General features: G+C 61.8%; 17 protein-coding genes and 1 pseudogene. 12 read left to right on the top strand and 6 right to left on the bottom strand.

Features of this window, described 5'->3' with window-relative positions; translation table 11 throughout:
• The first annotated feature begins 69 nt into the window (after positions 1-69).
• Genes OKW78_RS04255 through OKW78_RS04245 form a run of 3 tightly spaced genes read left to right on the top strand, consistent with a single transcriptional unit; the run spans position 70 to position 6,647 of the window.
• Positions 70-3,240 (top strand): tubulin-like doman-containing protein, encoded by a 3,171-nt coding sequence (locus OKW78_RS04255; RefSeq protein ID WP_281194055.1) that lies wholly within the window; start codon positions 70-72, stop codon positions 3,238-3,240.
• 5 nt (positions 3,241-3,245) lie between these two features.
• Positions 3,246-4,688, top strand: a complete 1,443-nt coding sequence (locus OKW78_RS04250) for a hypothetical protein (protein ID WP_281194054.1) — start codon at positions 3,246-3,248, stop codon at positions 4,686-4,688.
• A gap of 6 nt (positions 4,689-4,694) precedes the next feature.
• On the top strand, positions 4,695-6,647 hold the full coding sequence (locus tag OKW78_RS04245; RefSeq protein WP_281194053.1) for a collagen binding domain-containing protein: 1,953 nt from the start codon (positions 4,695-4,697) through the stop codon (positions 6,645-6,647).
• Positions 6,648-6,705: 58 nt separating this feature from the next.
• On the opposite strand, the gene OKW78_RS04240 is transcribed toward OKW78_RS04245, so the two are convergent.
• Both OKW78_RS04240 and OKW78_RS04235 read right to left on the bottom strand, forming a co-directional pair.
• Positions 6,706-7,383, bottom strand: coding sequence for a DUF6517 family protein (locus tag OKW78_RS04240; protein ID WP_281194052.1), 678 nt, complete (start codon positions 7,381-7,383; stop codon positions 6,706-6,708).
• Positions 7,384-7,538: 155 nt separating this feature from the next.
• Positions 7,539-10,211, bottom strand: a complete 2,673-nt coding sequence (locus OKW78_RS04235) for a PQQ-binding-like beta-propeller repeat protein (protein WP_281194051.1) — start codon at positions 10,209-10,211, stop codon at positions 7,539-7,541.
• A gap of 169 nt (positions 10,212-10,380) precedes the next feature.
• Here OKW78_RS04235 and OKW78_RS04230 point away from each other — a divergent pair, with 169 nt between their 5' ends.
• The gene (locus tag OKW78_RS04230) at positions 10,381-11,235 is read left to right on the top strand and encodes a hypothetical protein (RefSeq protein ID WP_281194050.1); all 855 of its coding nucleotides are present in this window, start codon (positions 10,381-10,383) and stop codon (positions 11,233-11,235) included.
• Between the two features lie 72 nt (positions 11,236-11,307).
• On the opposite strand, the gene OKW78_RS04225 is transcribed toward OKW78_RS04230, so the two are convergent.
• Positions 11,308-11,823: a TIGR04206 family protein gene (locus OKW78_RS04225; protein WP_281194049.1), complete on the bottom strand. Its 516-nt coding sequence runs from the start codon at positions 11,821-11,823 to the stop codon at positions 11,308-11,310.
• Positions 11,824-11,941: 118 nt separating this feature from the next.
• Between OKW78_RS04225 and aglM the strand changes: the two genes are divergently transcribed.
• Together aglM and aglG are read left to right on the top strand one after the other, a co-directional pair.
• On the top strand, positions 11,942-13,273 hold the full coding sequence (gene aglM, locus OKW78_RS04220; protein ID WP_281194048.1) for a UDP-glucose 6-dehydrogenase AglM: 1,332 nt from the start codon (positions 11,942-11,944) through the stop codon (positions 13,271-13,273).
• A 191-nt stretch (positions 13,274-13,464) separates the two neighbouring features.
• Positions 13,465-14,403 carry a glucosyl-dolichyl phosphate glucuronosyltransferase gene (gene aglG, locus OKW78_RS04215; protein WP_281194047.1) on the top strand — a complete coding sequence of 313 codons (939 nt, stop codon included), beginning with the start codon at positions 13,465-13,467 and terminating at the stop codon, positions 14,401-14,403.
• Here aglG and OKW78_RS04210 read toward each other — a convergent pair.
• The 3 genes from OKW78_RS04210 to OKW78_RS04200 all read right to left on the bottom strand — a co-directional run bounded on the left by OKW78_RS04210 (position 14,393) and on the right by OKW78_RS04200 (position 17,455).
• Complete coding sequence (locus tag OKW78_RS04210; protein ID WP_281194046.1) at positions 14,393-15,262, bottom strand: glycosyltransferase family 2 protein; 870 nt, start codon at positions 15,260-15,262, stop codon at positions 14,393-14,395. The genes aglG and OKW78_RS04210 overlap by 11 nt on opposite strands.
• A 2-nt stretch (positions 15,263-15,264) precedes the next feature.
• Positions 15,265-16,173, bottom strand: coding sequence for a glycosyltransferase family 2 protein (locus OKW78_RS04205; protein ID WP_281194045.1), 909 nt, complete (start codon positions 16,171-16,173; stop codon positions 15,265-15,267).
• Positions 16,174-16,336: 163 nt separating this feature from the next.
• Positions 16,337-17,455 carry an agl cluster protein AglQ gene (locus tag OKW78_RS04200; protein ID WP_281194044.1) on the bottom strand — a complete coding sequence of 373 codons (1,119 nt, stop codon included), beginning with the start codon at positions 17,453-17,455 and terminating at the stop codon, positions 16,337-16,339.
• 157 nt (positions 17,456-17,612) lie between these two features.
• Between OKW78_RS04200 and OKW78_RS04195 the strand changes: the two are divergent.
• The 6 genes and pseudogenes from OKW78_RS04195 to OKW78_RS04175 form a co-directional block, all read left to right on the top strand.
• Positions 17,613-17,750, top strand: a pseudogene (locus tag OKW78_RS04195) (IS6 family transposase); the annotation flags it as partial.
• A 209-nt stretch (positions 17,751-17,959) separates the two neighbouring features.
• Positions 17,960-19,003: a DUF563 domain-containing protein gene (locus OKW78_RS16960; RefSeq protein ID WP_369335025.1), complete on the top strand. Its 1,044-nt coding sequence runs from the start codon at positions 17,960-17,962 to the stop codon at positions 19,001-19,003.
• Between the two features lie 259 nt (positions 19,004-19,262).
• The gene (locus tag OKW78_RS04190) at positions 19,263-20,684 is read left to right on the top strand and encodes a sulfatase-like hydrolase/transferase (RefSeq protein ID WP_281194043.1); all 1,422 of its coding nucleotides are present in this window, start codon (positions 19,263-19,265) and stop codon (positions 20,682-20,684) included.
• 99 nt (positions 20,685-20,783) lie between these two features.
• Positions 20,784-22,235, top strand: a complete 1,452-nt coding sequence (locus OKW78_RS04185; protein WP_281194042.1) for a polysaccharide biosynthesis C-terminal domain-containing protein — start codon at positions 20,784-20,786, stop codon at positions 22,233-22,235.
• 193 nt (positions 22,236-22,428) lie between these two features.
• Positions 22,429-25,551 carry an oligosaccharyl transferase, archaeosortase A system-associated gene (locus OKW78_RS04180; protein WP_281194041.1) on the top strand — a complete coding sequence of 1,041 codons (3,123 nt, stop codon included), beginning with the start codon at positions 22,429-22,431 and terminating at the stop codon, positions 25,549-25,551.
• Positions 25,552-25,556: 5 nt separating this feature from the next.
• Positions 25,557-26,501, top strand: a complete 945-nt coding sequence (locus OKW78_RS04175; RefSeq protein WP_281194040.1) for a DUF368 domain-containing protein — start codon at positions 25,557-25,559, stop codon at positions 26,499-26,501.
• The last annotated feature ends 49 nt before the right edge of the window (positions 26,502-26,550 follow it).

Below are 26,550 nucleotides of genomic sequence, written 5' to 3'. Positions count from 1 at the left end.
AGATCTGTCAACAAAACGTCCAGCCATCGAATAATTTATAGATAGTTGTAAGGATCGTTGGATGTCAGCATGAATCTCCCAAGCAGGATATTTGCGATCGGGGGTGCTGGGAAGGCCATTACGTACGAACTTCTGAAAGCCGATTGGGTCCAGGAGGCGGTCCTGCGGCCCCGCCCGAACCCCGAGACGTTGACCGTGACCGTGATCGACACGGCGGAGGAGGAGGAGAACCGTGACCTCGAACGAATCAAGGAGATCGAACAGCAGATCCAGGAGACCAAAGACCGGCTCCGTTCGGAACACACCGGCCGACCGGGAGAGATCACCATCGAGTACCTCCCGCTCACCCGGAACATCCAGCTCCACGACCAGAACGACCTCATCGGCGAGGAGGCGGTGCCGCGGATCGCCTCGGGCGTCGGGATGGAGGAGGAGAACTGGTGGCTCCAGCCGGAGTTCATCAACGAGAACCTCGACTTCGCCACCGGCGTCGTCCGGAAGCGCGGTCTGGGGAAGGGGCTCTACTACAAGGCGTACGCCGAGGACGACGACGTCCGGACGGCCATCGACCTCCCGGGCCGCGGGAAGGTCGCGGTCATCGCCGGACTCGGCGGCGGGTCCGGTTCGGGGATCTTCATCGACCTCGTCAAACACCTCAAGCGCACGCAGCGGACCGCGGAGATCACGCTGTTCGGCGTGTTGCCGAACGACGACGAGGGCGACGCGGAGAACGCGAACGCACACGCCGCGCTCTCCGAGCTCGAGTATCTGAGCCTTCAGGACGAGGACCTGTTCAAGGACCGGGTCCTCATCCCGATCGACCCCACCGGGTTCGGGGGAAAGAAGGCGAACATCCTCCAGAGCTCCGACGCACTCCTGGAGTTCGACCGGGCGGCGATCTACCTGATCGCCACCTACTACAACATGATGGACATGGAGGACCCGTTCGCGGACACGCCCTCCCACGCGCCGTTCATCATCGGGATCCCGCAGGTACTCCGGTACAACGTCGACGCGATCCAGGACGCGAAAACCGTCACGAAGGACATCCTGAACGCCAAACAGGACGCCCTCGAGGCGGAGGCGGACATCTACGCGGGCGTCGACCGGTTCCTCTCACGCGAGTGGAGCCCCGACGGAATGAACGGCGAGCTTCACGACTCCGACCGGACCGACCTCGAGACGCGGCTCAACAACGTGAAATCGCTGCTCGACCTCGATCTCTTCACCGAGCTCGACTACGAGTCGGTCTCGATCTACCGCGAGATCGTCTCGGAGGCCGAGATGGAGACGGACGACATCGTCGAGCTCATCGAAGTGATCGGCGGCTCCATCCGCGCCGGGACCGCCGAGGTGAGCACCGACGGCGAGCAGTTCGTCGACAGCATCGACAAACAGCTCGGCGACGTGATCCGCGACGAGCTGAACCGCCTCGCACATCGGAAGGACCTGCTCGTGCGGCTCCGCGCCGTCGACGATAACCGCGTCGAGAGCACGATCAGCTACCTCCTCGCTCTGGAGGACGAGGCGATAAACGCCGGCGTCCGGCTCAACCAGCTCGAGGCCAAACTCGAGGAGGCGACCGATCGCCGCGACCGGCTCCAGGCGGACCTCGAGGACGCGGACGAGGAGCTCGAGGAGCGACGGCGGTCCCAACAGGACGAGGTCGACCGTCGCGTCGACGAGTGGGAGCGGTCGGTTCAGCCCATCTACGAGGAGTACGAGGACTGCCGGTCGATCGACGCCGAGCGGATGGGTGACGAACTCGAGATGGCGCTCGAGACGTACGCCCGCGAGGTGAAGAACGCGGAGACCGAGGACCAGCTCGAGGCGGTGAGCGACGGACAGGTACGGAGCACGCTCAACGAGCTCTCCGAGGAGCTCGACCGCGTCGGGATCAACGTCTCCGACACCGAACGACGGATAAACGGCTCGCTCGCCGACCTGGCCGACGCGAAGGAGGCGTTCCTCCTGATGAACCAGGAGGAGGGCACCATCGAATCCATCCTCCCGTGGGACACCTCAGGCGAGGAGGAGCGCAAGCAGGCACAGAAGAACTACCGGATGAAACGCAACCAGCTCGACGACAACGAGGTCTTCGCGATCTCCCGTGCCGGGGACTCGTTGTCGATCGAGCTGGAGTTCTCCGTCGACAGCCTCCAGCGGACGATAGAGGAGGAGCTCGAGGACCGCCGCCGGGACATCGTCACCGAGACCCGTGCCGAACTCGAGACCGACAGTCCGCGGGCGCTCGACGAGATCGAACGTCAGCTCGACTCGGGCGCGAGCTTCTCCGAGCTCGCGCGCGAGTTCGAGGAGCTGATCAAAGACGAGGTCGTCGAGACCGACGACATCGAGCGTCGCCGCGACGAGCTCCAGTCGGAGCTCGAGGACGCGGAACACAAAGCCGATCTGTACGAGGGCACGGTCAGCCTCTTCGAGGAGCTCAACGGTCCGCGCGACGTGTTCATCAACTCACAGAGCAAGTACCGCAACCTCCGGGAGAACTACAACGAGAGCCGGGAGACGTCCGTCTCGACCGAGGACGAGGAGTATCACTACGTCAAGACGGTCAAACCCCACGACATCCTCCAGCTCCGCGACGACGCCGACATCGCCGAGAGCAAACTGTTCGACGACGAGACGGAGAAACAGCGGCTCCGCGGCTCCTTAGAGGAGCTCGCGAAGAACGCACACAACCCCAAGTACACCGGGATCCGGAAACGCCGGATCAGCGGCGACCGCTCCCGATACAACGACATGAACATCGTCGTCGGCGTGATGAGCCGGGCGATAAACCAGATCGGCGACGTGGCCGACCTCAAACCCGTCTTCCAGGGCGCGTACAACCTGGGTGCCGGTAGCGAGAACTTCGCCTCGTTCCCGGTCGAGGCAGGCGGAAGCTGGGACATCGGGCTCGGGATCTTCATCGACGGGATCTTCCTGGACAACCTCCGCGCGGAGGTCGAAGCCGACGGGTACCAGACCGGGTACCAGGCCAAGGAGGCGTCCGACGACACCGACATCCTGGTTCACCACACCCACGGCCTCGACGAGGGGTACTACGTCCGTCGGAACGAGGTGTTGAACCTCGAGAACCCCAACGACACGCAGTTCTTCCTCCGGAACGAGGGAGAGATCAAACGCGACCTCTTGGGGGAACACATCGAGCGCGTCCCGTTCACGGACGGGGCGAAGCAGGCGGATGCGCCCTCCGAAACGCTCGACGGGGGCGAGTGAGATAGATGACGACGATCGGTGAGTTCCTCGAAGACAACGGCGAGAAGGTCTTTCTCGTCGTGTACTTCGCCGTGATGGTGATCGTCGCCGGCCCGCTCTTCCTCTCGCTCGGGGAGGCGTGGCAGGCGTCGGACATCGTCCGGCCGGCGATCCTCGCGTTGAACCCGCTTTTGGGCGTCACCCTCGAACAGTTCTCCGCGCTGATGTTCGGGCTCTATCTCGGGCTGTTGGTCCTCGTGACCCTCGACCCGAAGAAACGAGTCCAGGGGATCCTGTTGTGTCTGGGTACCGTCTCCGCGCTCGTCGCCCTGCTGTCGATCGGGCTTTTCATCCCCAACATCGACTTCGCGGACAACATCGTCTGGATCCTCGGCGGCTTCGTCGCCGGCGGACTCGTCGGCGGCGGTCCCAAGCTCCTCGAGGTTCGGACCGCGAGCGCCCTCGAGTTCCGGCAGTCGGCGACGCTCCTGTTCTATCTGATCAGCGCGATCGTGGTCGGCGGGCTGGTCGAGTTCCACCTCAACCTGCCGCAGATACTCCAGGTCTCCGCCGAGACGGTCCGGATCGTGCCGCCGACTCCGGAGGTGAGCGTCGAGTGGTCCGGCATCGGCGTGAACACGCTCATGGCGGCGGTGTTCGTGGTCACGTTGCGCCGCTTCGTGACGTACGACGCCTCCGAGAACTTCTTCGTGTTGGGCCCGCAGGGATCGGGGAAGTCGCTCTTCCTCGTCGGCAAGTACCTGGCCGCGCTCGACGACGCGGTCGGTCGCGAGGCGGACACGCCGTTGAACCCGAGCAGCGACCTCATGGAGCTGGTCGGGTCGCTCGACGCGGCGTCGAAGGACACCGGCTGGAAGCTCGACGCGACGGGCCAGACCGACGTCGAGGACCTGAACTTCAACTTCGTCGACGGCCGGGTGTTCCCGAAGAACATCCAGCTGTCGAGCCTCGACTACGCGGGCGAGTACCTCGAACGCCTGCCGAACGCGTTGATGAGTCCGGACGACGAGATAGACAACTCGACGCTCCGGCTGCTCGCCCAGCGGGTTCGCGACGCCAACACGCTGATCTTGATCATCGACGTTGAACGATACCAAAACAACGAGCCGCTGGAGATCGAGCCGTACTTCGACATCCTGGACGTCGCCTCGAACAAGGACGTGCTTCTCGTCGCGACGAAGTGTGACATCCTCGCCGAGGAGTTCCGCGACAAGCAGGCGCTCGAGGCACACCAGTACTTCGACGAGTTCCGGGAGTTCGTCAGCGAGACGCTGATCGAGAACAACCAGACGGTTCGGACGCTCGTACAGGACACCTCCGGGTCGGACATCCACCCGGTGTACTACCAGACGACGACCGACGAGAACGGGGAACGCGTTCCGATGCGCGACCGCAACGGGAACGTGATGACCGTCGGATTCGACGAACTCCTCGAGAAGATGGGGTGAACACGGATGCCATCACTACGCGTATACGACACGAAAGGGAACGAACACTCGCCGACGGGCGAGGCCGGGCGGTCGAACGAGCGGGTGAAGGACCTGTTTTACGACGGGGTCAGACTCGCGATCGAGACGGGCCGTGAGCGAAAGTTCACGATGTTCTTCCGAGCACGGGAGACCCGAAACGCGCGCACCGAGCAGTTCTACGCGGTGTACACCACGCGGGACGGCTCGATGCGGGAGTTCATCGACGCGCTCCGCGACCGGATCGAAAGCGAGTGGGGGTACACGATAGACGACTCCGCCGACGACATGAGCGTCTTCCGGGCGCTCGACGCCGGCCAGACCTCGCTGCCGGGAAGCACCCAGGACCGTGCGATACTCGAGGAGCTGATCGGCTCGCGGCAGGGCGGGACCGTCGGCGTACGCGACGCCGAGGGCGCGCTCGGACTCGTCAACGAGTTCATGGGTACGTACAACCGTGCCGCCGTCGCCGACTCGCCGGAGTCGAACGCGCTGTCGGACTTCGACCTGGTCGTCGCCCCGAACGGATCGAGCGGCATCGTTCCGGTCGGCGGTACCGAGGAACGGTGGGAGTCGACGAAGGAGTCGATCCGGAGCCGGCTCATCGACGAGGAGATCGCCTCGATCAACGAGTCGGTTCAGACGCTCTCTCGGGAGCACGGTCTCTCGAGCTCGGAGATACGCCGGCGGGTCAGCCAACGCGTCCCGGCGTTGAGCGCGCCGAGTTCCGGCGGATCGACGACCGACCGGCTCTCGAGTGCGGGCTCCTCGAGCCGATTCGACATGGCGGAGATCGGCAAGTACGTCGCCATCGCGGCCGTCGTGTTGATCGTGTTGATCGGCGGCTTCTTCGGGGCCTCCGCGCTCGGATTGATCGGCGGCGACGACGGCGGAGCCACCGGGAACGGGACCGCGAACGGCACGGGCGCCGCCCTCGCGTCGATGAGCGGGACCGTCGTCGACGCCGACGGCGAGGCGATCGGGACGGACGTGGACGTGACCGCGGAACGGATAGCGGACGGAAACGGGAACGAAACTGACGGGCCGACGAACACGACGATGACGGACGGCGGGACCTTCACCTTGGAGAACGTGTCGACCGGGACCTACGAGGTCACAGCCGGCTCGACCGACGTATTCGAGTACGGAACCGAGGAGGTCGACGTCACCGAGAACGGGACCAACGAGGTCGAGCTCGCACCGACGAGCGCGACCGTGAGCGGAACCGTCGTCGACGCGAACGGTGACGAGCTCAACGCGACGGTCGAACTCCTCGACGGGAGCGACGAGGTCTCGGACTCGACGGAGGGCGGAAGCTACCAGTTCAGCGTCGATCCCGACGGGAGCTACACGGTCCACGCGGCGGCCCCGGGATACGAGCCCGTCAACCAGTCGGTCGAGTCCTTCGGCGAACAGGGCGAGATCACGCTCGAGGAGAGTTCGTTCACGCTCTCCGGAACGGTGACGGACACGAACGATCAAGGGCTTGACGGTGCGGAGGTCACGCTGACGACCGCGGACGGGTTCTCGGATACGACTCCCGCAGGCGGAGCCTACGAGATCGATGACATCCCGGCGGGTGAGTACGAGGTCGAAGCCAGCCTGGACGGATACACGACCGATACGGCCACCGTTACCGGCGACGACGACGTTGAGGAGAACTTCGAGCTCGCACAGTTCGGCTCGATCGAGGGCGTCGTACGCGACGCCGACGACGGATCCGAACTCAACGGCGCTGATCTCACGCTCGTGAACTCCGACGATGAGACCGTCGAAACCGTCACCTCGGACAGCAACGGAAACTACGCGTTCGACTCCGTCGCACCCGGCGACTACACCATCGAGGCGGAGCGAGGCGGTACCGAGGATACCTCCGTCGACGTCACGGTTGAACCCGGAGAAACGGTGGAACAGGACATCCGGATGACCGTCACTGGCTGAGACTCGGCATCGACGCTCCCCGTCGATCGCCGCTAATCATCGCTCTCTTTCTCACGACTCACGACTCGTTTTCCCCGCCCTCCAGCGATTCGAACAGCCGCTCGATGCGCTCGCGTTCGCCCTCGACGTCCGCGGGATACGCGCCGGCGACGAGTACGACGTCCTCGCCGCGCTCGACGATCGTGAGGTGGAGGTACCCCTGCTCTTCGGTGCCGTCGGGCAGTATCACGGTCACCTCGTAGACGCTCACCTCCCTCGTCTCGCCGTAGATCTCCTGTTCGATCGTCTCGTCCAGCTCCGGGTCCTCGATCTCGCCGTCGAACTCCCCGCTTATCTCGCCGCGCGCCTCCTCGATCAGTTCCTCCTCGTCCATGTTCGCGAGCGGGCTGAGCTGCTGGCCGGCGGCGTCGACGCCGGGCGTGCTCACGACGGCGAACACCGACTCCTCCTGGCCGGTCAGCTCCGACTCGATCTCCCGGATGTACGCGCGGACCTCCGTCCGGGCCGTGAACTCCCGGCGCTGTCCGAACTCCTCGAACTCCTCCTCGACGACGACGGTCTCGCTTCGAACCTGCTCGAAGCCGGTCTCCTCGACGCTCGTCTCGTTCGGTTCGGCCGGTTCCGCCGAGCGCTCGATCTCCTCCTGTGTCGCGATCTCGACGGCGTCGGTACACCCGCTAAGGGCGATCGTTCCTGCCGTGGCCCCCGCAACCAGGACTCGACGACGTGATGGCATACGCTGACACGTTCCTCGTCGCCAGATATATCACTTGTCCATCTATTCTCGAGATCGATATCGAACCAATGTCGGGTTTGGATCGGGTCGGTACCGACGTCGATCGGGGTACACGGGTCCCGATCCGCCGACGTCCGGTCGCACGGTCGACGGGTTCAATCGAAGACGGCCAACCTGAGCACTCGCGCGAACTCGCCGATCGAGTCGTACCGTTCGTCCGGGTCCGGGTCGATGGCGCGGGTTATCGGTCGGTCGAGTTCGGAGGGGACGCCGGCGTGTTCGCTCGGCTTCGCGGGACGGTGGTCCGCGGGCGGGCTCCCCGTCGCGGCGTGGTACGCGAGTGCCCCGAGCGCGTACGTGTCGGGTTTTCCCCGCCAGAGGGGCTCGTCGGAGTCGGGGAGCTGTTCCGGCGCGGTGTACGGCGAGGACGCGCGCGTTCCGTGTTCGGCCGTTTCGGTCACCGACTCGATCCCCCAGTCGTCGACGATCCCGGTCGGCTCCGTCCCCGAACCGACGACCCGGACCGTCTCCGGCGAGAGGTAGTAATGTCTGACCGTGTACCGGCTGGCCTGTGACAACGCCTCGGCGGCGTCGACGACGGGCGAGAGCCGGTCTGCGGGGTTCTCGGGCGGGTCGTCGAGATGCGCCGCGAGCGTCGGAACTCCCTGGAGCGGGTCGGTGAGCACCCACGGGTACGGCTCGGTACCCGACCCGTATACCGTGGCGATCCCGTCGTAGTGGCTGACGCTGCCCCAGTCGGTCGCGACCGATTCGAACCGGTCGGCGACCGCCGGCTCCGCGTCCGGCAGCGCGAGAACCCGTCCGTCACCCCCGTCGATCCGCTCGTCCGTGACGGCGTACGCGACGAGCGCCCCGGTGGAACCGACCGTCTCGATCGACGTGAGTTCGTCCACCGCCGCGAGCAACGCGTCCTCGTCCGGGCCGCCGATCGAGTCGGCAGTTTCGACGTCGGATCGAGGCGCGTCCTCGCCGAGTTGAGCCGTTTCCGGATCGGCCGTCGAATCGATCGAGTCGGTCGAGTCGGCCGATTCGGCCGAAGAACTCCCGGATGACGCGCCCGAGGAGTCGATCGTCGATGCCCCCGAGGTGTCGTTCGTCGACGCCGGCGATGCCGACGACGACGCCGTACCCTCGTCGACGGTGGCCTGCGCGGATTCAGTCCCGGCGGTGCCCGTATCCGACTCGTCGGTTCCGGTGGCTTCCGTCACAGTCGCCGAACCCGCGGCATCCGTCGTCGACGGCCGCCCCGCCGGGGAGCCGGCCTCCGATCCCGCTCCCGAGGACGTTTCGTCCGAGTCCCCGCCGAGGAACCGATACGCGGCGAGCGCGCCGACCGTGAGTCCGCCCGCCGCGCCGAGAAGCCCGACCGCCGGAACTCGACTCGCCCATCCCGACGAGCCCGAACCGGCCGTGGAGCCGTCGATCGAGCCGGCTCCCGACTCGTCGGCACCGCCGTCCGACGACCCGGACCCGTCGACGGATGAGTCGTCCGAGCCGGTCGGATCGGTCGAGTCGTCCGAACCGGTCGAGCCGCTTCCACCCTCGAACTCGACGCCCGCAGCCGAGTGATGGTGCCCGAGCGTCCCGAGCGTCGTCCGCGAGCCGACGCCGTGTCCCTCTCCCACGAGGTCGACGACGGTGGGCGAGGAGAATATCGCGTCCCCGGGATCGTCGAATCGCCACCGCTCCTCGGCGGTCTCGACGTCGAACCCGTACAGCGTGCCGGCGGCGTCCCCCACGAAGGCCGTCCCGTCGGAGACGGTCGGCGAGGAGTTCACCTGGTCGCTCGCCCCCGCAGCCCACTCCACGTCGCCGGTCTCGGCGTCGACCGCGTACAGCGACCCGTCGACGCTGCCGACGTAGACGGTTCCGTCGACGACCGTCGGCGAGGAGACCACGCCGGGGATCCCGTCGGTGGCCCACTGCCGGTCGCCCGTCCCCGCGTCGAGGGCGTGGAGCCCGACGGTGGCCCCGACGCTGCCGACGTAGACGGTTCCGTCGACGACCGTCGGCGAGGAGAAGACGATGTCCTCGAGGTCCGCGTTCCACGCCGGCTCCCCGTCCACGGCGTCGAACGCGTACACCCGGTTGTCGAACGAGCCGACGTAGACGGCGCCGTCGACGACCGTTGGCGACGAGGAGATCCCGTCCTCGGGGGCCGACGCGCGCCACCGCTCGGTCCCGTCATCCGTCGAGAGCGCGAGGACGTCGCCGCCCTCGGTCCCGGCGTAGAGCGTCTCGCCGTCCACGGCGGGCGAGGAGACGACTGCGCTCACGGACTCCTCGACGCGCCACGCCTCGGTTCCCCCCGTGCGATCGAGCGCGACGATCGAACCGGAGCTGGCTCCGACGAACGCCCTGTCGTTGACCACGGTCGGCGAGGAGACGATCCCCCCGTCCTCGCCGTCACCGATCTCGAACGACCACACGGACGACCCGTCGGTCGCGTCCACCGCGTACAGCGTCCCGTCGATCGACCCGACGTAGACGGTTCCGTCGACGACCGTCGGCGAGGAGGAGACCGCGTCGCTCGGATCGTCGAAGCGCCAGACCGCCTCGCCGGTCTCGGCGTCGACCGCGTACAGCGAGCCGTCGTCGGAGCCGACGTAGACCGCCCGGTCCGGGACGTGGTTCGTCGCCGCCGCGGTCGTCGGCCCCTCGGTGAGCCCCCACGTCGAGACGCCGGCCGCCGACAACACGCCGGCCGTCCCGCGGAGCACGGACCGCCTGGCGGGCCGATACCGGTTCGTCGCCGTCCCGGCACCGTTCCGATCGCGACTCGCCCCCGATCCGCCGGCTCCCGTCATGTCGAACACTAGTCAGACCGATGCCATGAGTGTTTCCTCATCGGCCGGGGTCGCCGTGATGCCACAAGAACCATCCGGGTCGGCCGCGGAGACGATACCGAGATCGACCGCCTCCGGTCGACGTCGCTCACGCCCACCCGACATGAAACGCTATCCACCGATCCCGACCGTGGCCGACGCACCGGACGACCTCCTCGCCGGCCACCTCTGGCTCCTCGAACTGATCGACGGCCCGCACCTCCGGTTCCGGATGGACGAGTCCGGACTCATCCGGTTCGGCGACCGCGATGCAGTCTACGACGACCCCGACGAGTTGCCGGCCGCGTACGGCCACGCGGTCCGGCACGTCCAGGAGCGGTTCGATCGGGAGGCGCTCCGCGACGCGGTCGAGGACGTGGCGGACGTCGTCTTCTTCGGCGTGGCCACCAGTCGGCGTGGAACCGAATACGACTGGGACCGGACTCCGTCGTTTCTCGGACACGACGTGTGGTCGGCGGACGCGGGCGCGTTTCGTCCGCCGGACGCCGCCGAGGCGATCTTCGATCGGCTCGGGCTCGACGCGGTGAACGCGATCGAGCGCGAGCGCCGCGCCCGGGACTTCGATCCCGAGGCGTACACGGTCCCGTCGTCGGCGTGGTACGACGGGCCCGCCGCGGGCGTCGTCGTCCGGAACAAGACTGACGGCCGGGGGGTGATCCGAACCGAGTCCGACGTGCGAGGCGGTAGCGACACCAATGTTCACAGCGACACCGACGTTCACAGTGACAGCGTCACGGACGACGTTTCGTCCGCGGACGCGGCCACGACGTACGGGAGTCACGAGCGCCTCCACCGGATAGCGATCCGGATCGAAGACCACGACCAGCCGGTCACGGTCGACGCGCTCGCGGATCGAGCGTTCGAGGCGTTCCTCCGGGAGCGACACCGGGCCGTCTCCCGAGACGGGGAGGGGTCGCCCGGGGAAGCGGTCCGCTCGGAACTCGTTTCCCGAGCCCGGCGGTTTCTCGACGACGACGGCCGGTGAGCCGGCCGTCCCGAAAGGCGCTCTCCCCGTCGTGGTCGAGTGCGACGCTCCGCAGTCGCGCGGATCTCGTGGTCAGCCGCGAATCACGACGGCACGGAGGTCGTATCGGTACGCGATGACCACGACCGTGAGGGTCGCCACCGCACCGACCGGGAGGACGGTGGGCCACCTCGAAGCGGTCCCGGCGCCGAACCGTCCCGCCACGCCGACCGCCACCCACAGGCTTGCGACCGCGGCGAGCACCAGGAGTCCGCCAGTCACGCGTCGGTCCTCGCGGCCGACCGCGACGCCGCTCCCCGCGCTGATCGTCGCGAGGAGGTGGAAGGCGGTCGCGAGCGGCCAGACGCGGATCGACGCCGGGAGCGATCCGAACGACCTCGGTTGGGCCGCGAAGTAGGTCCAGACCGGATAGATATCGATCCCGAGCGACGAGCCGGGCGGGCCCACGTTGACGAGCCCCCAGAGGCTCACGAGTGTCGGATCCCCGCCCGACCCCGGAGCGATCGCGACGGGGATCGCCAGCAACGCGGCGACGGCGAACAGCTCCCACCGCGTGCTGACGGCGGAGCCCGTCCCGTCGGTCGACATACGAGCGGCTTCGGCGGCGGGCGGGATAAGCCGATCGACGGCGGCGGAAGACGCCGACCCGGTGCCCGCCCGATCGAGACGCGGAACGTTCTTGCGTCCGGGACGCGGTCTCACAGCCATGAACGTGAGCGTCGTCGGCAGCGGCTACGTCGGAACGACCCTCGCGGCCTGCCTCGCGGACGCGGGCCACGACGTGACTGCCATCGACATCGACCCCGACGTGGTGGCGGCGATAAACGACGGGCACGCGGCGATCCACGAGCCGGGGCTCGACGACCTGCTGGCCGAACACGCCGGCAACGGAGGATCCGGTCGACTGCGGGCGACGACCTCCTACGACGCCGTCCCCGACTCGGACGTGACGTTCCTCGCGGTCGGCACCCCGTCGAACCCCGACGGAAGCATCGACCTCGCCGGGATCTCCGCGGCCGCGGAGACGACCGGCGAGGCGCTGGCGAGGACGATCGGCGAGACGCCCGCGGGGACCGGGGACGACCGGCACCTCGTCGTGGTCAAGAGCACGGTCACGCCGGACGGGGTGGCGACGATCCGCGACGCGGTCCGTCGCGGTGCGGGAACCGCCGCCGACCGCGTCGAGGTCGCGACGAACCCGGAATTCCTCCGGGAGGGGACCGCAGTCGCGGACTTCCGGGATCCGGACAAGGTCGTCTTCGGCACGGAGTCGACGTGGGCCGCGGACCGGCTTGAATCCCTCTACGAGCCGCTGTTGGAGAGCACCGCCGCCGACGCCCCCGTCGTCCGGACCGACCCCGAGACGGCCGTGACGATCAAGTACGCCAACAACGCCTTCCTCGCGTCGAAGGTCTCGCTCGCGAACGACCTCGGAAACGTCTGTAAGAGGTTCGGGATCGACGCCTACGAGGTGATGGACGCGGTCGGCCTCGACGACCGGATCGGCGCGCAGTTCCTGCGATCGGGGGTCGGCTGGGGTGGGTCATGTTTCCCCAAGGACGTCGACGCGCTCCGCGCGGTCGCCCGCGAGCGGGGGTACGAGCCCGCGATGCTCGACGCCGCGGTCGCGGTGAACGACGGCCAGCCCGAGCGCATGCTCGAGTTGCTGGACGGCCACGTCGACGTCGCGGGCGAGCGGGTTGCGGTTCTGGGATTAGCGTTCAAACCGGGCACCGACGACACGCGCAACTCCCGGGCGATCCCCGTCATCGAGGGACTCGAGGAGCGTGGGGCCGAGGTCGTCGGCTACGACCCCGTCGCGACCGAGACGATGCGCGAGCGGTTCCCCGACGTCGAGTACGCGGAGTCGGCGGCGGCCGCGCTCGAGGGGGCAAGCGGCGCGCTCGTGGCCACCGACTGGGACGAGTTCGCGGCGTTAGATGAGGAGTTCGACGCGATGGCCGAGCGGGTCGTGATCGACGGCCGACGGATAATCGAACGGCGCGAGGGGATCACGTACGAAGGGTTGACGTGGTGAGGAGAGGAGTTGGACCGTCGGCATGGAGTGGGACGTCGACCGCGATGGCGTCGTCGTCCGTGGCGGGGCAGTTCGCGAGTTCAAGGTGGTCCGATCCACCGAACGATGAATGTCCGACGACGGAGGATCGTACGTGGACCTCCGTTTCGGAAGCACAATCCTTATTCGAGGATTCGTCGAATCTCCGGTGAATGAAGGTCTCCGTCGTCGTCTGTACGTACTCGATGGATCGATACGGCCCGTTCTCCGAGTGCGTCGAGAGCGTGCTCGCACAGACGTACGAACCGCTGGAGGTCGTTCTCGTCGTCGACGGGAACGAGGAGGTCTACGAGCGCGTTCAAGACGACTTCGGACGCGAGGAGGACCTCGTCGTTCACAACAACGCGGAGAACCGCGGGATCTCCTACAGTCGGACGAAGGGCGCGGAACTGGCATCGGGCGAAGTCGTGGCGTTCATCGACGACGATGCAGTCGCGGAATCCGCTTGGGTCCGACGGCTGGTGGACGTCTACGAGGAAACCGACGCCATCGCGGTCGGCGGTGACGTGAGATCGAACTGGCGGACGGAGAAGCCGGACTTCTTCCCCGAGGAGTTCTACTGGCTCGTCGGCTGTGTGGAACCGGGTTTCGCCGAGGACGGTGAGGAAGTCAGAAACACGTACGGATCGAACATCTCCTACCGGCGCGAGGAGTTCCTCGATGTCGGCGGATACGACCCGAATACCGGTCGGAAGGGAGACAAACACCTTCAGGCGCACGAGGCTCCAGTGGGGATCCGATTGTTGGACGAGTACGGGAAAGGGATGGTATACACCGAGGACGCGGTGGTCCACCACACGCTGTTCGACTATCGCGGCGAGTTCCGGTGGTTACTCTTCCGGTCGTTCTGGCAGGGGTACTCCAAGCGAGTGATGGATCTCCTCTATCCCGACGCCCCCGACGCCAAGGGCGAGTACCTGAACCAGCTGTTGACGCACTTCGTTCCCGGGCGTGTGAAGGGGTTGGTTCGGTCTCCGTCGGTACCGGAGGTGAAACAGCTGATCGCGATCTTCGCGTTCACTGGGGCCGTAGGTCTGGGGTATCTGTACGCGATCGTGACGCCGAACGTCGTGGAGAAGGCTAACGCGTAGGTGCCTCGAGATCGCGTTCCTCGCCGAGGAGGTACTCGTAGTAGTAGCCGAGGCCGCGAGCCCCGGTAAGGAACGTCGACAGTGCGCCGAACGCGAGACGATCACGTATCGAGAGATCACGATCGGGACGCTTGATCCCGGTCGGTCGAGGCGGGATGCCGGGCGTGCCGTAGCGGTCGGGATAGTATCGCTGGAGCTGGCAGAGGCCACGGCCGACTCGGCGGTCTTTCGACACGAGTTCGGGGATAGAGTTTCGAGTCGGGTGGAACATCCTCACGTCGTCCGCGAAGTGCTGATCGTATCCCGCGTCATGGACGCGGTTGCCGAACTCCTTGTCGCCACCGGACTTGAGGCGGTGGTCGAAGAAACCGACGTCTTCGAAGACATCTCGGTGGACGAACAAACAGCAGGTGGGAGCGAACTGCTGGTGTTCGAGGTAGCCCTCGACGGGGAAACCCGTGTGGCGGTCGTAACGCGCGGCGAGGGTCGGCTCGTCCGGGAGGGCGAGTTCGACGTTACATCCCATGTAGTCGGCATCCGTGTCGCGGAACGCGGTGAGTGCGTCGTCGAGCCAGTTCTCTGGAACGGTCATGTCGGCGTCGACGAACGCGAGCACGTCGGCGTTGGTACGACGGATACCGGTGTTGCGGGCGGCGTAGGAGGACTGGATGTCGCGTTCGTGATGGAGCGTGATCCGGTCGTCGTCGTACGAGCGGACGACTTCGGGAGTTCGATCGGTGGAGTCGTTGTCGACGACGTGGATCCGGTAGTCGTGGGTGATGGACTGGGAGCGAAGAGAATCGAGGGTTTCAGAGATTCCTTCGGGATCGTTGTAGACGGGGATAACGATCGAAATCATCGTCAGGGTTCCTCGCGCTTCGATCGCCGTTGCGCAAGCATTTCGCGAAGTGCCCCATAGCTCTGGGTGAGCTTCAAGACGTACTCGAGTAGGTAGAACCCGACGAGTAACGGCAACGAAAGGTCCTGTCCCGAGAACCGTCGTCGAAGGCGGAACGGACTCGGTGGAAGGTAGTTGATCGGATGTAGCGGATGGGGCTCGTCGAGTTCCGGGTGGTATCGACGTTTCTGTGTGCGTCCGCGTCCGATCCGGAGTGCCTTTGAGCGGAGGGCGTCCCAAGAGTTCCGTGCCGGGTGGTAGGCAGTCACGTCTCCAGCGTAGCCCTGTTCGAATCCTGCGCGATGGACCCTCTGGCCGAACTCCTTGTCTCCGCCGGATTCTAACCGTTCGTCAAATAATCCGACTTCCTCGAAGACGTCACGTTTGACCGCGAGGGCGCAGGTGGGGGCGAAATGTTTATTATTAATGTAGGTATCTACGGGAAATGAAAATGACTGCTCGTAACGCTCCCAGATATTGGGCTGGTCTTCAGCAACGACTTCGACGTTACAGCCCAGATAATCGTAGTCGTTAGACACGAGAGCAGTGATCATGTCTGCAACCCACGTTTCGGAAACCCACATATCGGCGTCAAGAAAGAGTAGGACATTACCTGAAGAGTCTTCGACACCTGTGTTACGGGCTGCATAGGAAGATTGAACGTCCGTCTCTTCACACGGCTGAACGAGATTAGGGTATTCATCGGCAATCCCAGTAATAACGCTGTTTGTAGAATCTCTCGAGTTGTTATCTACTGGGAATAGATCATAATAAGGGGATGATTGAGTTGTGAGTGAATGCAGAGTTGTTCGAATCCCTTCTGGATCGTTGTAGACTGGGATTATAACCGAAGCAGTAACATCATTATACATCTAGTTCATTTAGATCGACTATTGTCCGTCATATTCTAAACTTTCTGCTACCGAATACAGCGTCTTGATATTTCGTCTCGACTATCGGTATCATCGATAAAACTGGAGTAATTGTTCATAGTTACTGTCACGGAAATCCTGGTTAGTAGTCTATTTGGAGGAATCAGTTTATAGGTATATTTATATTTTGATCTGATAAATACGCTAAAATCGAAACAGCGGATGATTGATCGAAATCGCTCACGACATCTGATCTAAGCAAAAACGTCGTCTGGTCCAATTTATTTTTGAGGTCCTGTTGTATTAGTGACCTCATTCGATCGGTATCATGACCAAAAGCATACTCAGCCAACGCGAAGCTCAGTCCCGGATTGATGCTACCATAACCTACATCGCTACATTCATTTGCGGTAACAGCCCTAAGAGAAGCTTGAATCATATCACTCGACCAAACATCATGCTCTGGGAAGTGTATCCGTAGCTGAGCCAATCCCTTGAGGTTTACAGGTTGGTAGCCGATCTCTTTTTTCCTTCGTTTACCAGATCTCGAGTAATAGTGAAACAGCACCTCATTCAGTATCAGCGGCCAGTGTCTGGATTCGCGAAAGACGGCTCTAGCTGCATCAGTCGGAGAGGGTCGGACGTAGTGTTTTATCACACCATCGGAATGTAACTCCATGTTCGATGAAAGACGGTCAAGAAACGTTGTTACCTGATCGGTGACAGTATCTGATTCAGGAATCAGATTGCTACCACCTGCTGCGAACAGAATCTGATGGTTCAATGTCCTATCGAACGAGAGATACTTCCCGTCAACCTCTACTCGTTCCCAAAGTCCAAGTTCCTCATCAAACGGATGGGCTGTAAATACGTTTTCTGCCGTGGTGATTGCGTCTTGACGCTCGAGTATTAATCCCGCGTGAGCGAGGCCTCTGATCGGATATGCCTGACCGATCAGACCATTACAATGATCTTTCCCAGCCGTGTCTCGGCAATAGTATGTATATCCATGTGGTCTGATCTCGTCACTAAGCAGGTAATCTACGGCAGCGTCAGCCGCCTCCCGAAACTTGGCTTTGCCAGTGATGTCATATACCTCGGAGAGTGTCACCGTCCAGTGTGACGTTGTTCGAACCGGTGTCTCGGGTTCGTCGTAGGTGTAGTTCCGTCCCGGTGGAAACGATCCGTCCTCTCGCTGAAATTCGAGTGCTGATTCAGCACTTCGTTCCAGAAGTTCATGGATCGTGATCGTCTCTGCTTCAACCGACTCGTATTCGGACATTCAAGTATACACAATAAACTCGTCAGTTTATTAAATCATCTGGTAGTTCTATGTTAGATATCCTAGATTCTTGAGGCGTACCTTCGCTTCATCATCGCGAGAAAGGTCGTGTTTAGTTAAGAATGAAGGACGAGGCGAAGCGAATCTCTGAGTGTCTATGGCAGAAATCGTTCGCCTTAGCGGAGGTAGCGACTGGATTATCTTGGATTTTATGGAGCGGGAACGGACACCGAGCGAGCTGATGAAGCTCGGAATCCGTCTTCATCTGTCTTATTTATTGGTTTTAAATACTATTAAAAAACGCGGTTACGAAGCCGCTCCGTCTGGTGGAATTCGCTTAACTAAACACGATTCGAAGTACCTGATATCGCTAAAATCGACTTCCGTATATCGAAATGCGGAGCCACGAAATAGTATCAAATCAGGAATCGGTAGAACTAATCGGTTTCTAATGACAAGATATAGCATCCGGAGTTAGAAGCCCCAAAACATCTGAGAAAAAGAATGTCTACAATGGAACTTGTCCAACGGGCGCATCGGAAATACGAACAGGATGGGGCAAAGTCACTCTGGACGGAGGGAAAATATACTCTGTTTGAGTCAAAACAGTTCCGGTCGGTTCTTAAAAACTATCTGATTGATCGGAATAGTGTCGAACGAATTGATTACGACGACCTATGTCAGATTGCACGTTCGACTAGTTCTTTCTGGAATACGTTTGATGACGAACGATGGGATTCTATTACGGAACCGATCCCTACAAAAATGCACGTCCCAGAGACGAGGTCCTTCGATCGACTCGAAACGAGTGAACCCGTTTCTCCGGCAGTAATGGAAATTGCTGATTGTACCCTTATTCATCCATTCGGTCTCACTCTCTGTAAACGGGGAATACTACAGGAAACGATCGCTAAAAGTGCCGCATCGTCTTCGAGAATAGAAAAAGCACTATCGAAAAGCGTCTCGGATCACGGCTATCGTGAAATCAATAACTTGATAACGGGAACGGAAACGAACTCGCTAGAGTCACTCTCCATAGCTACTCCTCTGTTGATGCTCTGGAATAACTATTATCATTGGTCGATGGAGTGCCTTCCGCGACTCGCTGGCGTCGAGCGATATCGTCAGGAAACCGGTAACGAACCATCGATCATCATTCCGGAGGATCCATCCTCTTGGATGCTTGAATCCCTCCGTTTGCTTGGTATCAAGGAAGATCAACTTCACGAATTGGAAACCCACTGTACCGTCGATCGATTAGTCGTTCCAACACATCCTGGACCGACACTAGCTGAGTGTCAGTGGCTTCGAGATCGAATGTATCAAAGTGCTAAGGAATCTTCAACGATCGACGAATCAATGGATCATCGGATCTATGTCTCGAGACAGAGCGCGACGAGAAGACGAGCCACGAACGAGGACGAAGTTGTTGAGATGCTCCGATCTTATGGATTCGAACGATACGCACTTGAAGAGCTCTCCGTAGCTGATCAGGTGATTTATTCGCTAATGCGGACACAGTCGTATCGCCACATGGTGCTGGTCTAGCGAACATCGTATACTCTAAGGATGTCACTGTAGTTGAACTCTTTGGACAGTCGAAAAAAACAACGTTTTATCGGCTAGCCAAGCTCCTCGATCACGAGTATCACTTCACGACAAATGAAGAACGTTATGGGGACATCATCGTTGACCTTCAGAATCTCAACGATCTTCTAGAAGACGTGTTGGAGCAGTCTGAATAAAACCCCTCACGTAAGTAATCCTTCACCGAAGTATACAAATACGGTCATTTGGACTTCTACCTATGGGCCAGCCGAACGTCCTCCTCGTGATCCTTGATAGCGTTCGTGCCCAAAATGTAGGCCATCTTGGATATCCTCGGGATACCACACCAAATATAGATTCATTCACCGAGCGCGCAACGACGTACCTAAATGCGCGGTCACCGGGGATCCATAGCATCTCTAGCCACGTTAGCCTCTTTACTGGGTATCACGTGGCCGAACATCGTGCCACTTCTCATAGTACAAGTATTTCTCCGGGCCACACTATTTGGGAGGACCTCGCAGACGACGGATACCGAACTGGACTATTCACGCCGAACTCGATCGTCGCTGAATCGTCGAACCTCTCGTCATTCTTCGACGATGTCGTCGGTCCGAAACGACAGGAACTCGTATTCTCGGACGCACTTGGTCCGAAGCAAGTCAAAGGGGACCCGAGTTACGGAGAATATATCCTCGCAGCTCTGCGTAGTGACTCCCCGCTCAAAGCGATCGTGAACGGTTTATCTCGAGAATTTGGCCGATCGAAGGGAGTACATGACCCCAAGCGAGAACACGGTGGGAGGTATGTCGAAGAGTTCGAAGAATGGCGGCAATCCCGGGATGGCCCTTGGGCTGCCTGTCTCAACCTCATGGACGCACACTATCCCTACATACCACTCGAGAAGTACGTTCAGTGGGGTGGAAAGGAACTCCAAGATCTCCATAAAAAGGCGATGGGTGGACCACTCACTACTCAATATCTGGGAGAACGACCATTCTGGGAACTCGAAGCCTGTGAAAGTCTCTACGACGATTGTATTCGGCAAGCGGATACCTACGTTGAGAAACTTTTCACCACGCTTGAGGCAGCAGGAGAACTCGAGAACACTCTCATCGTCGTAACAAGTGATCACGGTGAGGGGTTCGGTGAATATAGTGTAGTGAATGACGAGGTACGCCTCATCGATCACAGTTGGGGGATCGGAGATGAGGTATCTCACGTGCCACTCGTGGTCAAACACCCCGAGCAGTCCACCAGCGAAACAGTTGAAACTCCTGCTTCCCTTACCTGCTTCCCGTCTGTTGTCGAACAGGTGGTAGATGGAAAAACGGATAGCTTCGTCCCAGACGATGAGCAGGCGATTACGACATCGCATCGGATTCAAGAGCCCGGCGACCAGTTACCACTAGCAAAAAAGGATCGCGAACCGTATTTCGGACCTTGGCATGCCGTTTGTCGAGAGTTCGATGGAACTATCACTGTTGACGCAGTTCGCCGTGAGGATTACGTTAGATACCAGCCGTCTTCGAGTCACCGTCAAAATAACCGATCGTCCATAGAGCGAAAATACGTGGACACTTTACTTGAGAACCTGTCGAACATAGGAATCGTAGAGGGCGTACAGGAGATCGATGGCAAGGTAGAACAGCGTCTACATGAACTCGGATACGTGACCTAACCTCACCTTTTGACATAATTTTGATAGAAAATCGGTTGGTCGTTAGTTGGTTGTAAATAAAAAGAAGGCCTTTTTATGCTTTCTCTCTGCCCTAGAGGTATGCGGCTGGGTCAGACGTCGATCATACACTTCGTCTCTCGGTTCTTGGCGTCTGCCTCGGGATTCGTTGCGACGATATTCATCGGGCGAATACTTGGATCTGACGGTCTTGGGACTTATTATCTCATTTTGTCGGTCGTCGCTTGGTTGGGCATCACCGTGAAGATGGGTATCACTGGTGCTGTCACTAAACGAATCAGTGAAGGAGAAGACGACGCTGCCTACGCAATTGCGGGAGCATCCATCAGCATAGTGCTATTTTTCGGTATCTCTGCTCTTGTTGTTATTTTTAGTAACCAAGTAAACAGCTACATTGGGTATCCCGCGGCAGTGGTCGTCGTAGTGTTCTTATTCGTAAATCTCGCACAATCGATTGCTAACTCTATTTTAAATGGTCAACATCTTGTCTATATTTCTGGCGTGTTCACTCCAATTAGAACTGGCTCACGTAGTCTCGTACAGATCGCTGCTTTACTCGGTGGCTTCGGACTGACCGGTCTTTTTATCGGCTACACGATTGGATATTTGCTTGTTGCCATTCTTGGCCTCTGGATAGCTGTCAAGCACTTTGAAGCTATAACAACCCCAGATCGAGACCATTATTTTCAACTTTTTTCCTATGCGAAATTTTCTTGGATCGGCTCGTTTCGAACTCGAGCGTTCAACTGGGTTGATGTGAGTATTCTCGGATTCTTTGTGTCGTCTTCGGTTATTGGTATCTATACTGCGGCTTGGAACATCGCTGTATTCCTGATATTGTTCGGGGGATCGTTAAGCCAGACGTTGTTCCCCGAAATGAGTTCGTTGTCGGCTGACGATGATCTACAAGAAGTCGCAGATCTCTTCGAAACAGCGATCGCGTTTGGCGGCTTGATTTTAATTCCTGGTTTGGTCGGTGGTACGCTTCTTGGTGAGCAATTGCTTCAGGTTTATGGTGAGGACTTTTCTCAGGGGAATGTCATCCTCTCAATTCTCATTATAGCTACACTAATTCAGGGGTACCAACGCCAGTTCACGACTACGTTGAACGCGATGGATAAACCGGATCTGGCTTTCAAGATCAATTTCACATTTATTATTGCGAATATAGTTTTGAATATTAGTCTGATTCCATACTTTGGAGTTATCGGAGCAGCAGTCGCGACAGCTACTGCGGTCGCCATTAGCTTGGTATTTGCCTACTATATTCTCTCATCGCTGATCGAATTTTCTATCCCATTCGGCGAGATCTTGAGACAGTGGGTCTCTGCAGCTGTTATGGGTGTTGTAGTTTGGGTTGGGATCTGGTTCGAAGCCACATACATCGATTTCACGTACAATATGTTGATTGTGATAGTACTCGTTGGAGTAGGGGCAACTGTTTACTTCACTACACTGCTCATCATCTCTCAACGCGTTCGTAAAACGATCCTTGATAATCTTCCCGCCAGGTTCACATTCGGTATGATTTAACAAACCTCCATATTTTAGCAGATATGATAGAATCATTGTACTTAATCTAATAAAAACAGTTTATGAGACATGAATATCGAATCACAGTCTTAAGTAACGTTGTCCGTTCATTCAACTCAACTTTTTTATACTTCTGAGATCTCGGATCGGTATATAACAAGCCTTAAGCACGTTTTCCGAATTCCTACCTACAATGAGCCAGCAACAGGACTCGTCCGAGGAGTCGGGTTCGTCCCCGCTCGACCTCCTCGAACGCTGGTACCACGTCCCGGCACTCGTCGGTACTCTCGCCCTCATGCTCTGGACGCGGCTCCGATCGTACGGAAACTTCGTCCAGAACGGCGAAGTATACTTCCGCGGGAACGACCCGTGGTACCACCTTCGAGAGACGAACTATCTCCTCGAAAATTGGCCGAACACGCTTCCGTTCGATCCCTGGACCGGATTTCCCTTCGGACGTCAAGCCGGCCAGTTCGGTACCCTCTGGGACCACATCATGGCGGTCGGGATCGTCCTCGCGCGACCGATCATGGGGAGCACCGAGGAAGTCATGCTCGTCATGGCCCCGATCGCGGGCTCGCTCGTCGCGATCCCCACGTACTTCATCGCCCGGCGGTTCGTCGACCGGTACGCCGCGGTCGCAGGGGCAGTCGTCCTCGCTCTCCTCCCCGGAACGTTCTTCAGCTACTCCCTCGTCGGCTTTCCCGACCACAGCGCGGCCGAGGTGCTCTTTCAGAGCATCGCGGTCCTCGCGTTCCTCGTCGCCTTCGGCGTCGCCGAGCGCGAGAAGCCGGTCTGGGAACTCGTCGTCGACCGCGATCGGGACGCCCTCCGCCGCCCCGTCGCCTTCGCGGCCGCCGCCGGCGTCACGCTCGGCCTCTACATCTGGACGTGGCAGCCGGGCATCCTCATGGTCGGCTTCACCGGCGTCTTCCTCGCGGTGAAGATCACGAGCGACGTCTTCCACGACCGGAGCCCCGAACCGGTCGCGTTCGCGGGCGCGGTCGCGATGACGGTCACGGCGCTTATGCAGGTGGTCCCGCTTGACACGTACTCCTTCGCCGTCACGGACTACTCGCTCACGCAGGTCGTCCTCCCGCTCGGCGTCGCGGTCGGCGCGGTCTTCCTCGCGTGGCTCGCCCGGCAGTGGGAGGCGCGCGACGAACTGGAGCCCGAGACCTATCCGCCGGCCGTCGGCGGTCTGATCGCGCTTTCCGCGGGCGTCCTCTGGCTCGCGCTTCCCTCTCTGTGGTCGACGCTGACGAGCAACCTCCTGAATTTCATCGGGTTCAGCGCTAATGCCTCGTTCCGCACCATCGGCGAAGGACAGCCGCCCCTCCAGGAGGCCTCCTTCGCCGACTTCGTCCTCGGCCAGTACGGGCTCGCGTTCTTCCTCGCGCTCGCGGCCGTCCTCTACGTGGTCGCGCGACCCCTCTATCGCTCCGACGACCCGAACCACACCCTCTACATCCCCGCCGCGCTCGCGGTCGTCGGCTCCGTCTACGCGCTGCCCGGCGTGTACGACACGATCGGCGGCCTCGTCGGCGTGAGCTGGCAGGTGGTCGGGCTCGTGGTCGCCGCGGGATTCCTCGTCGGCGCGACGTTCCTCGTCGAGTACGACGCCGAGGAGCTCTACTTCGTCGTGTGGGCGGCGTTCATCGGGAGCGCCGCGTTCACCCAGGGTCGGTTCAACTACTACCTCGCGGTGGTGGTCGCGGTCGGCGCGGCGTACTTCCTCCAGCTCGCGTTCGACGCGATCGACCTCCGGTCGCTCGACTCCGTTCGGGAGATCGAGGGCTGGCAGGTGCTGACGGCCGCGGCCGTGATCGTGGTCCTGATCGTCCCGCTCGTGGCGGTCGCGACTCCGGTCTGGACCGCCGGCGCGAACACCGGTCCCGGGAGCGTCGTCGAGTGGGACGAGAGCCTCCAGTGGATGAACGAGGAGACGCCGCAGCCGGGCGAACTCGAGGGCGCGGACAACGCGATGGATCCGTACGCGACGTACGAACGTCCCGCCGACGGCGACTTCGACTACCCGGAGGGGGCCTACGGCGTCCAGTCGTGGTGGGACTACGGCCACTGGATCACCACCCGCGCGGAGCGGATCCCGAACGCGAACCCGTTCCAGCAGAACGCGGCCGAGGCCGCGAACTACCTGCTCGCGCCGAGCGAGGAGGACGCGCGAGAGGTGCTCGCGGGCCAGAGCGACGAGGGCGAGAACACCCGGTACGTGATGGTCGACCGTCAGATGGCCTCGCCGAACTCCAAGTTCGGCGCGCCCGTCACGTTCTACGACGAGGGGAACGTGAGTCGGGACGACTTCAACCGTGTGGTCTACCAGCAGACCCAGCAAGGTGGGTTCGGCACGGTGATGCAGGTGAACACCCAGCGCTACCACGAGAGCCAGATGATCCGGCTGTACGAACACCACGGGAGCGCGGTCGAGCCCGCGCCGGTCGTCGTGGACTGGGACGTCCAGACGGCACGGACGGCGGACGGCGAGCAGGTCGAACTCGTCGTACTGCCGGAGGACCCACAGACCATGGTCCGGCAGTTCGACAACGTCTCCGCGGCGCGCGAGTACGTCGAGGAGGACGGGAGCGCCCAGATCGGCGGCATCGGCGGGCTCCCCTCCGAGCGCGTCGAGGCGCTCGAACACCACCGGCTCGTCCACGCGACGGAGTCGCAGGGGCGGTCCGCCTCCGCGGGTCAGATCGGCGTCCTCCAGCAGCTCGGCGTGGACTTCGAGGCGGTCCTCGGCGAGTCCGCCCTCGCCGCGTTCCAGGACGACTGGGTGAAGACGTTCGAGCGCGTTCCGGGCGCGACGATCGAGGGCAGCGGCGCGGAACCCGGCGAGGAGGTCGAAGCGACCGTCGAGATGGAGAAGCCGTCGGGCGCGACCTTCGAGTACACGCAGTACGCGACCGCCGACGACGACGGGAGCTTCGAGTTCACGGTACCGTACTCGACGACCGGCTACGACGAGTTCGGCCCCGAGGAGGGGTACACGAACACGAGCGTTCGCGCCACCGGCCCGTACGAGGTCACCACGGGGACGACGACCGACGAGGACCTGTACACGACCCGGAGCGTCGGACAGGTCGAGGTCACCGAAGGCCAGGTCATCGGCGAGGACGACGCCGCCGCGACCGTCGAACTCGAAGAGGAGATCGTCGACTGTCCCTCCGGCGATCCCGAGTGCCCGGTCGGGGACGGCGGCTCCGGCGACGGAAGCGGCGACGACGGCTCCGGTGACGGCGGAAACGACGCCAGCGCCTCGCTCGTCGCTCCCGAGTACGCGTCCACGGCGGCCTGACCGAGATGGCGGACGCCCGCGACTGGCTCGCGGTGTACCTGAAGGGGCTCGCGATGGGGACCGCCGACGCGGTCCCGGGCGTCTCGGGCGGGACCATCGCGCTCGTCGTCGGGATCTACGAGCGGCTGATCGCGGCGGTGACCGCGATCGATCCCGACCGGATCGAACGCGTGGTGGCCGGGATCCGAGCGACCAACCGATCGGACGCGCGGGCCGCGTTCCGCGAGGTCGACGGCGGCTTTCTCGCCGTGCTCGGCGCGGGGATCGGGACGGCCGTCGTACTCGTGTTGAGTCTCGTCGACACGCTCCTCGCGACGGCTCCCGTCGCGACGTACGGGTTCTTCTTCGGACTGATCGCCGCCTCCGCGGTCGTGCTCCTCGGCGCGGTCGACCTGGGAACGTCCGGCCGGAAGGTCGCGGCGGTCTGTGGCTTCCTCGCGGCCTTCCTCGCGTCGGGGTACGGCGCGACCGCCCTCGGTCACGCGCTCCCGGTCGTGTTCCTTTCGGGAGCGATCGCGGTCAGCGCGATGGTGCTTCCCGGGCTCTCGGGGTCGCTCCTGTTGATCGTCCTCGGCCAGTACGAGTTCATGGCGGGAACGTTGAGCGCGTTCCTCGACGGACTCGCCGCGGCAGCCTCGGGCGACGGGCTCGCCGCAGCCGTCGGGACCGCCCCGCCGATCGTCGCGTTCCTCGCCGGCGGGGTCGTCGGACTGTTCACGATCGCACACGCGGTGCGGCGCGCGCTCGAGACCGCCCGCGCCGCGACGCTCGCGTTCCTCGTGAGTCTGATCGTCGGTGCGCTCCGCGCCCCCGTACTCGAAGTCTCGATGCGGCTCGCCGACTCCGGCGAGCCGTGGGCGAACGCGTTCCCGCGGTTCGCGGTCGCCGCGGCCGCCGGTGCGGGAGCGGTGATCGCGCTCGATCGGTACGCCGGCGTCCTCGAGTACTGAGCTTGAGTCACGACCCCGCCGCGGGTCAACCGTTAAGTCGCGGTCGGTC

The organism is Halorubrum sp. F4 (assembly GCF_027257195.1).
In the GTDB taxonomy this organism is placed as follows: domain Archaea; phylum Halobacteriota; class Halobacteria; order Halobacteriales; family Haloferacaceae; genus Halorubrum.
Note: the sequence above shows the minus strand (reverse complement) of the source record. Positions and strands in the feature narration are given on the sequence as shown.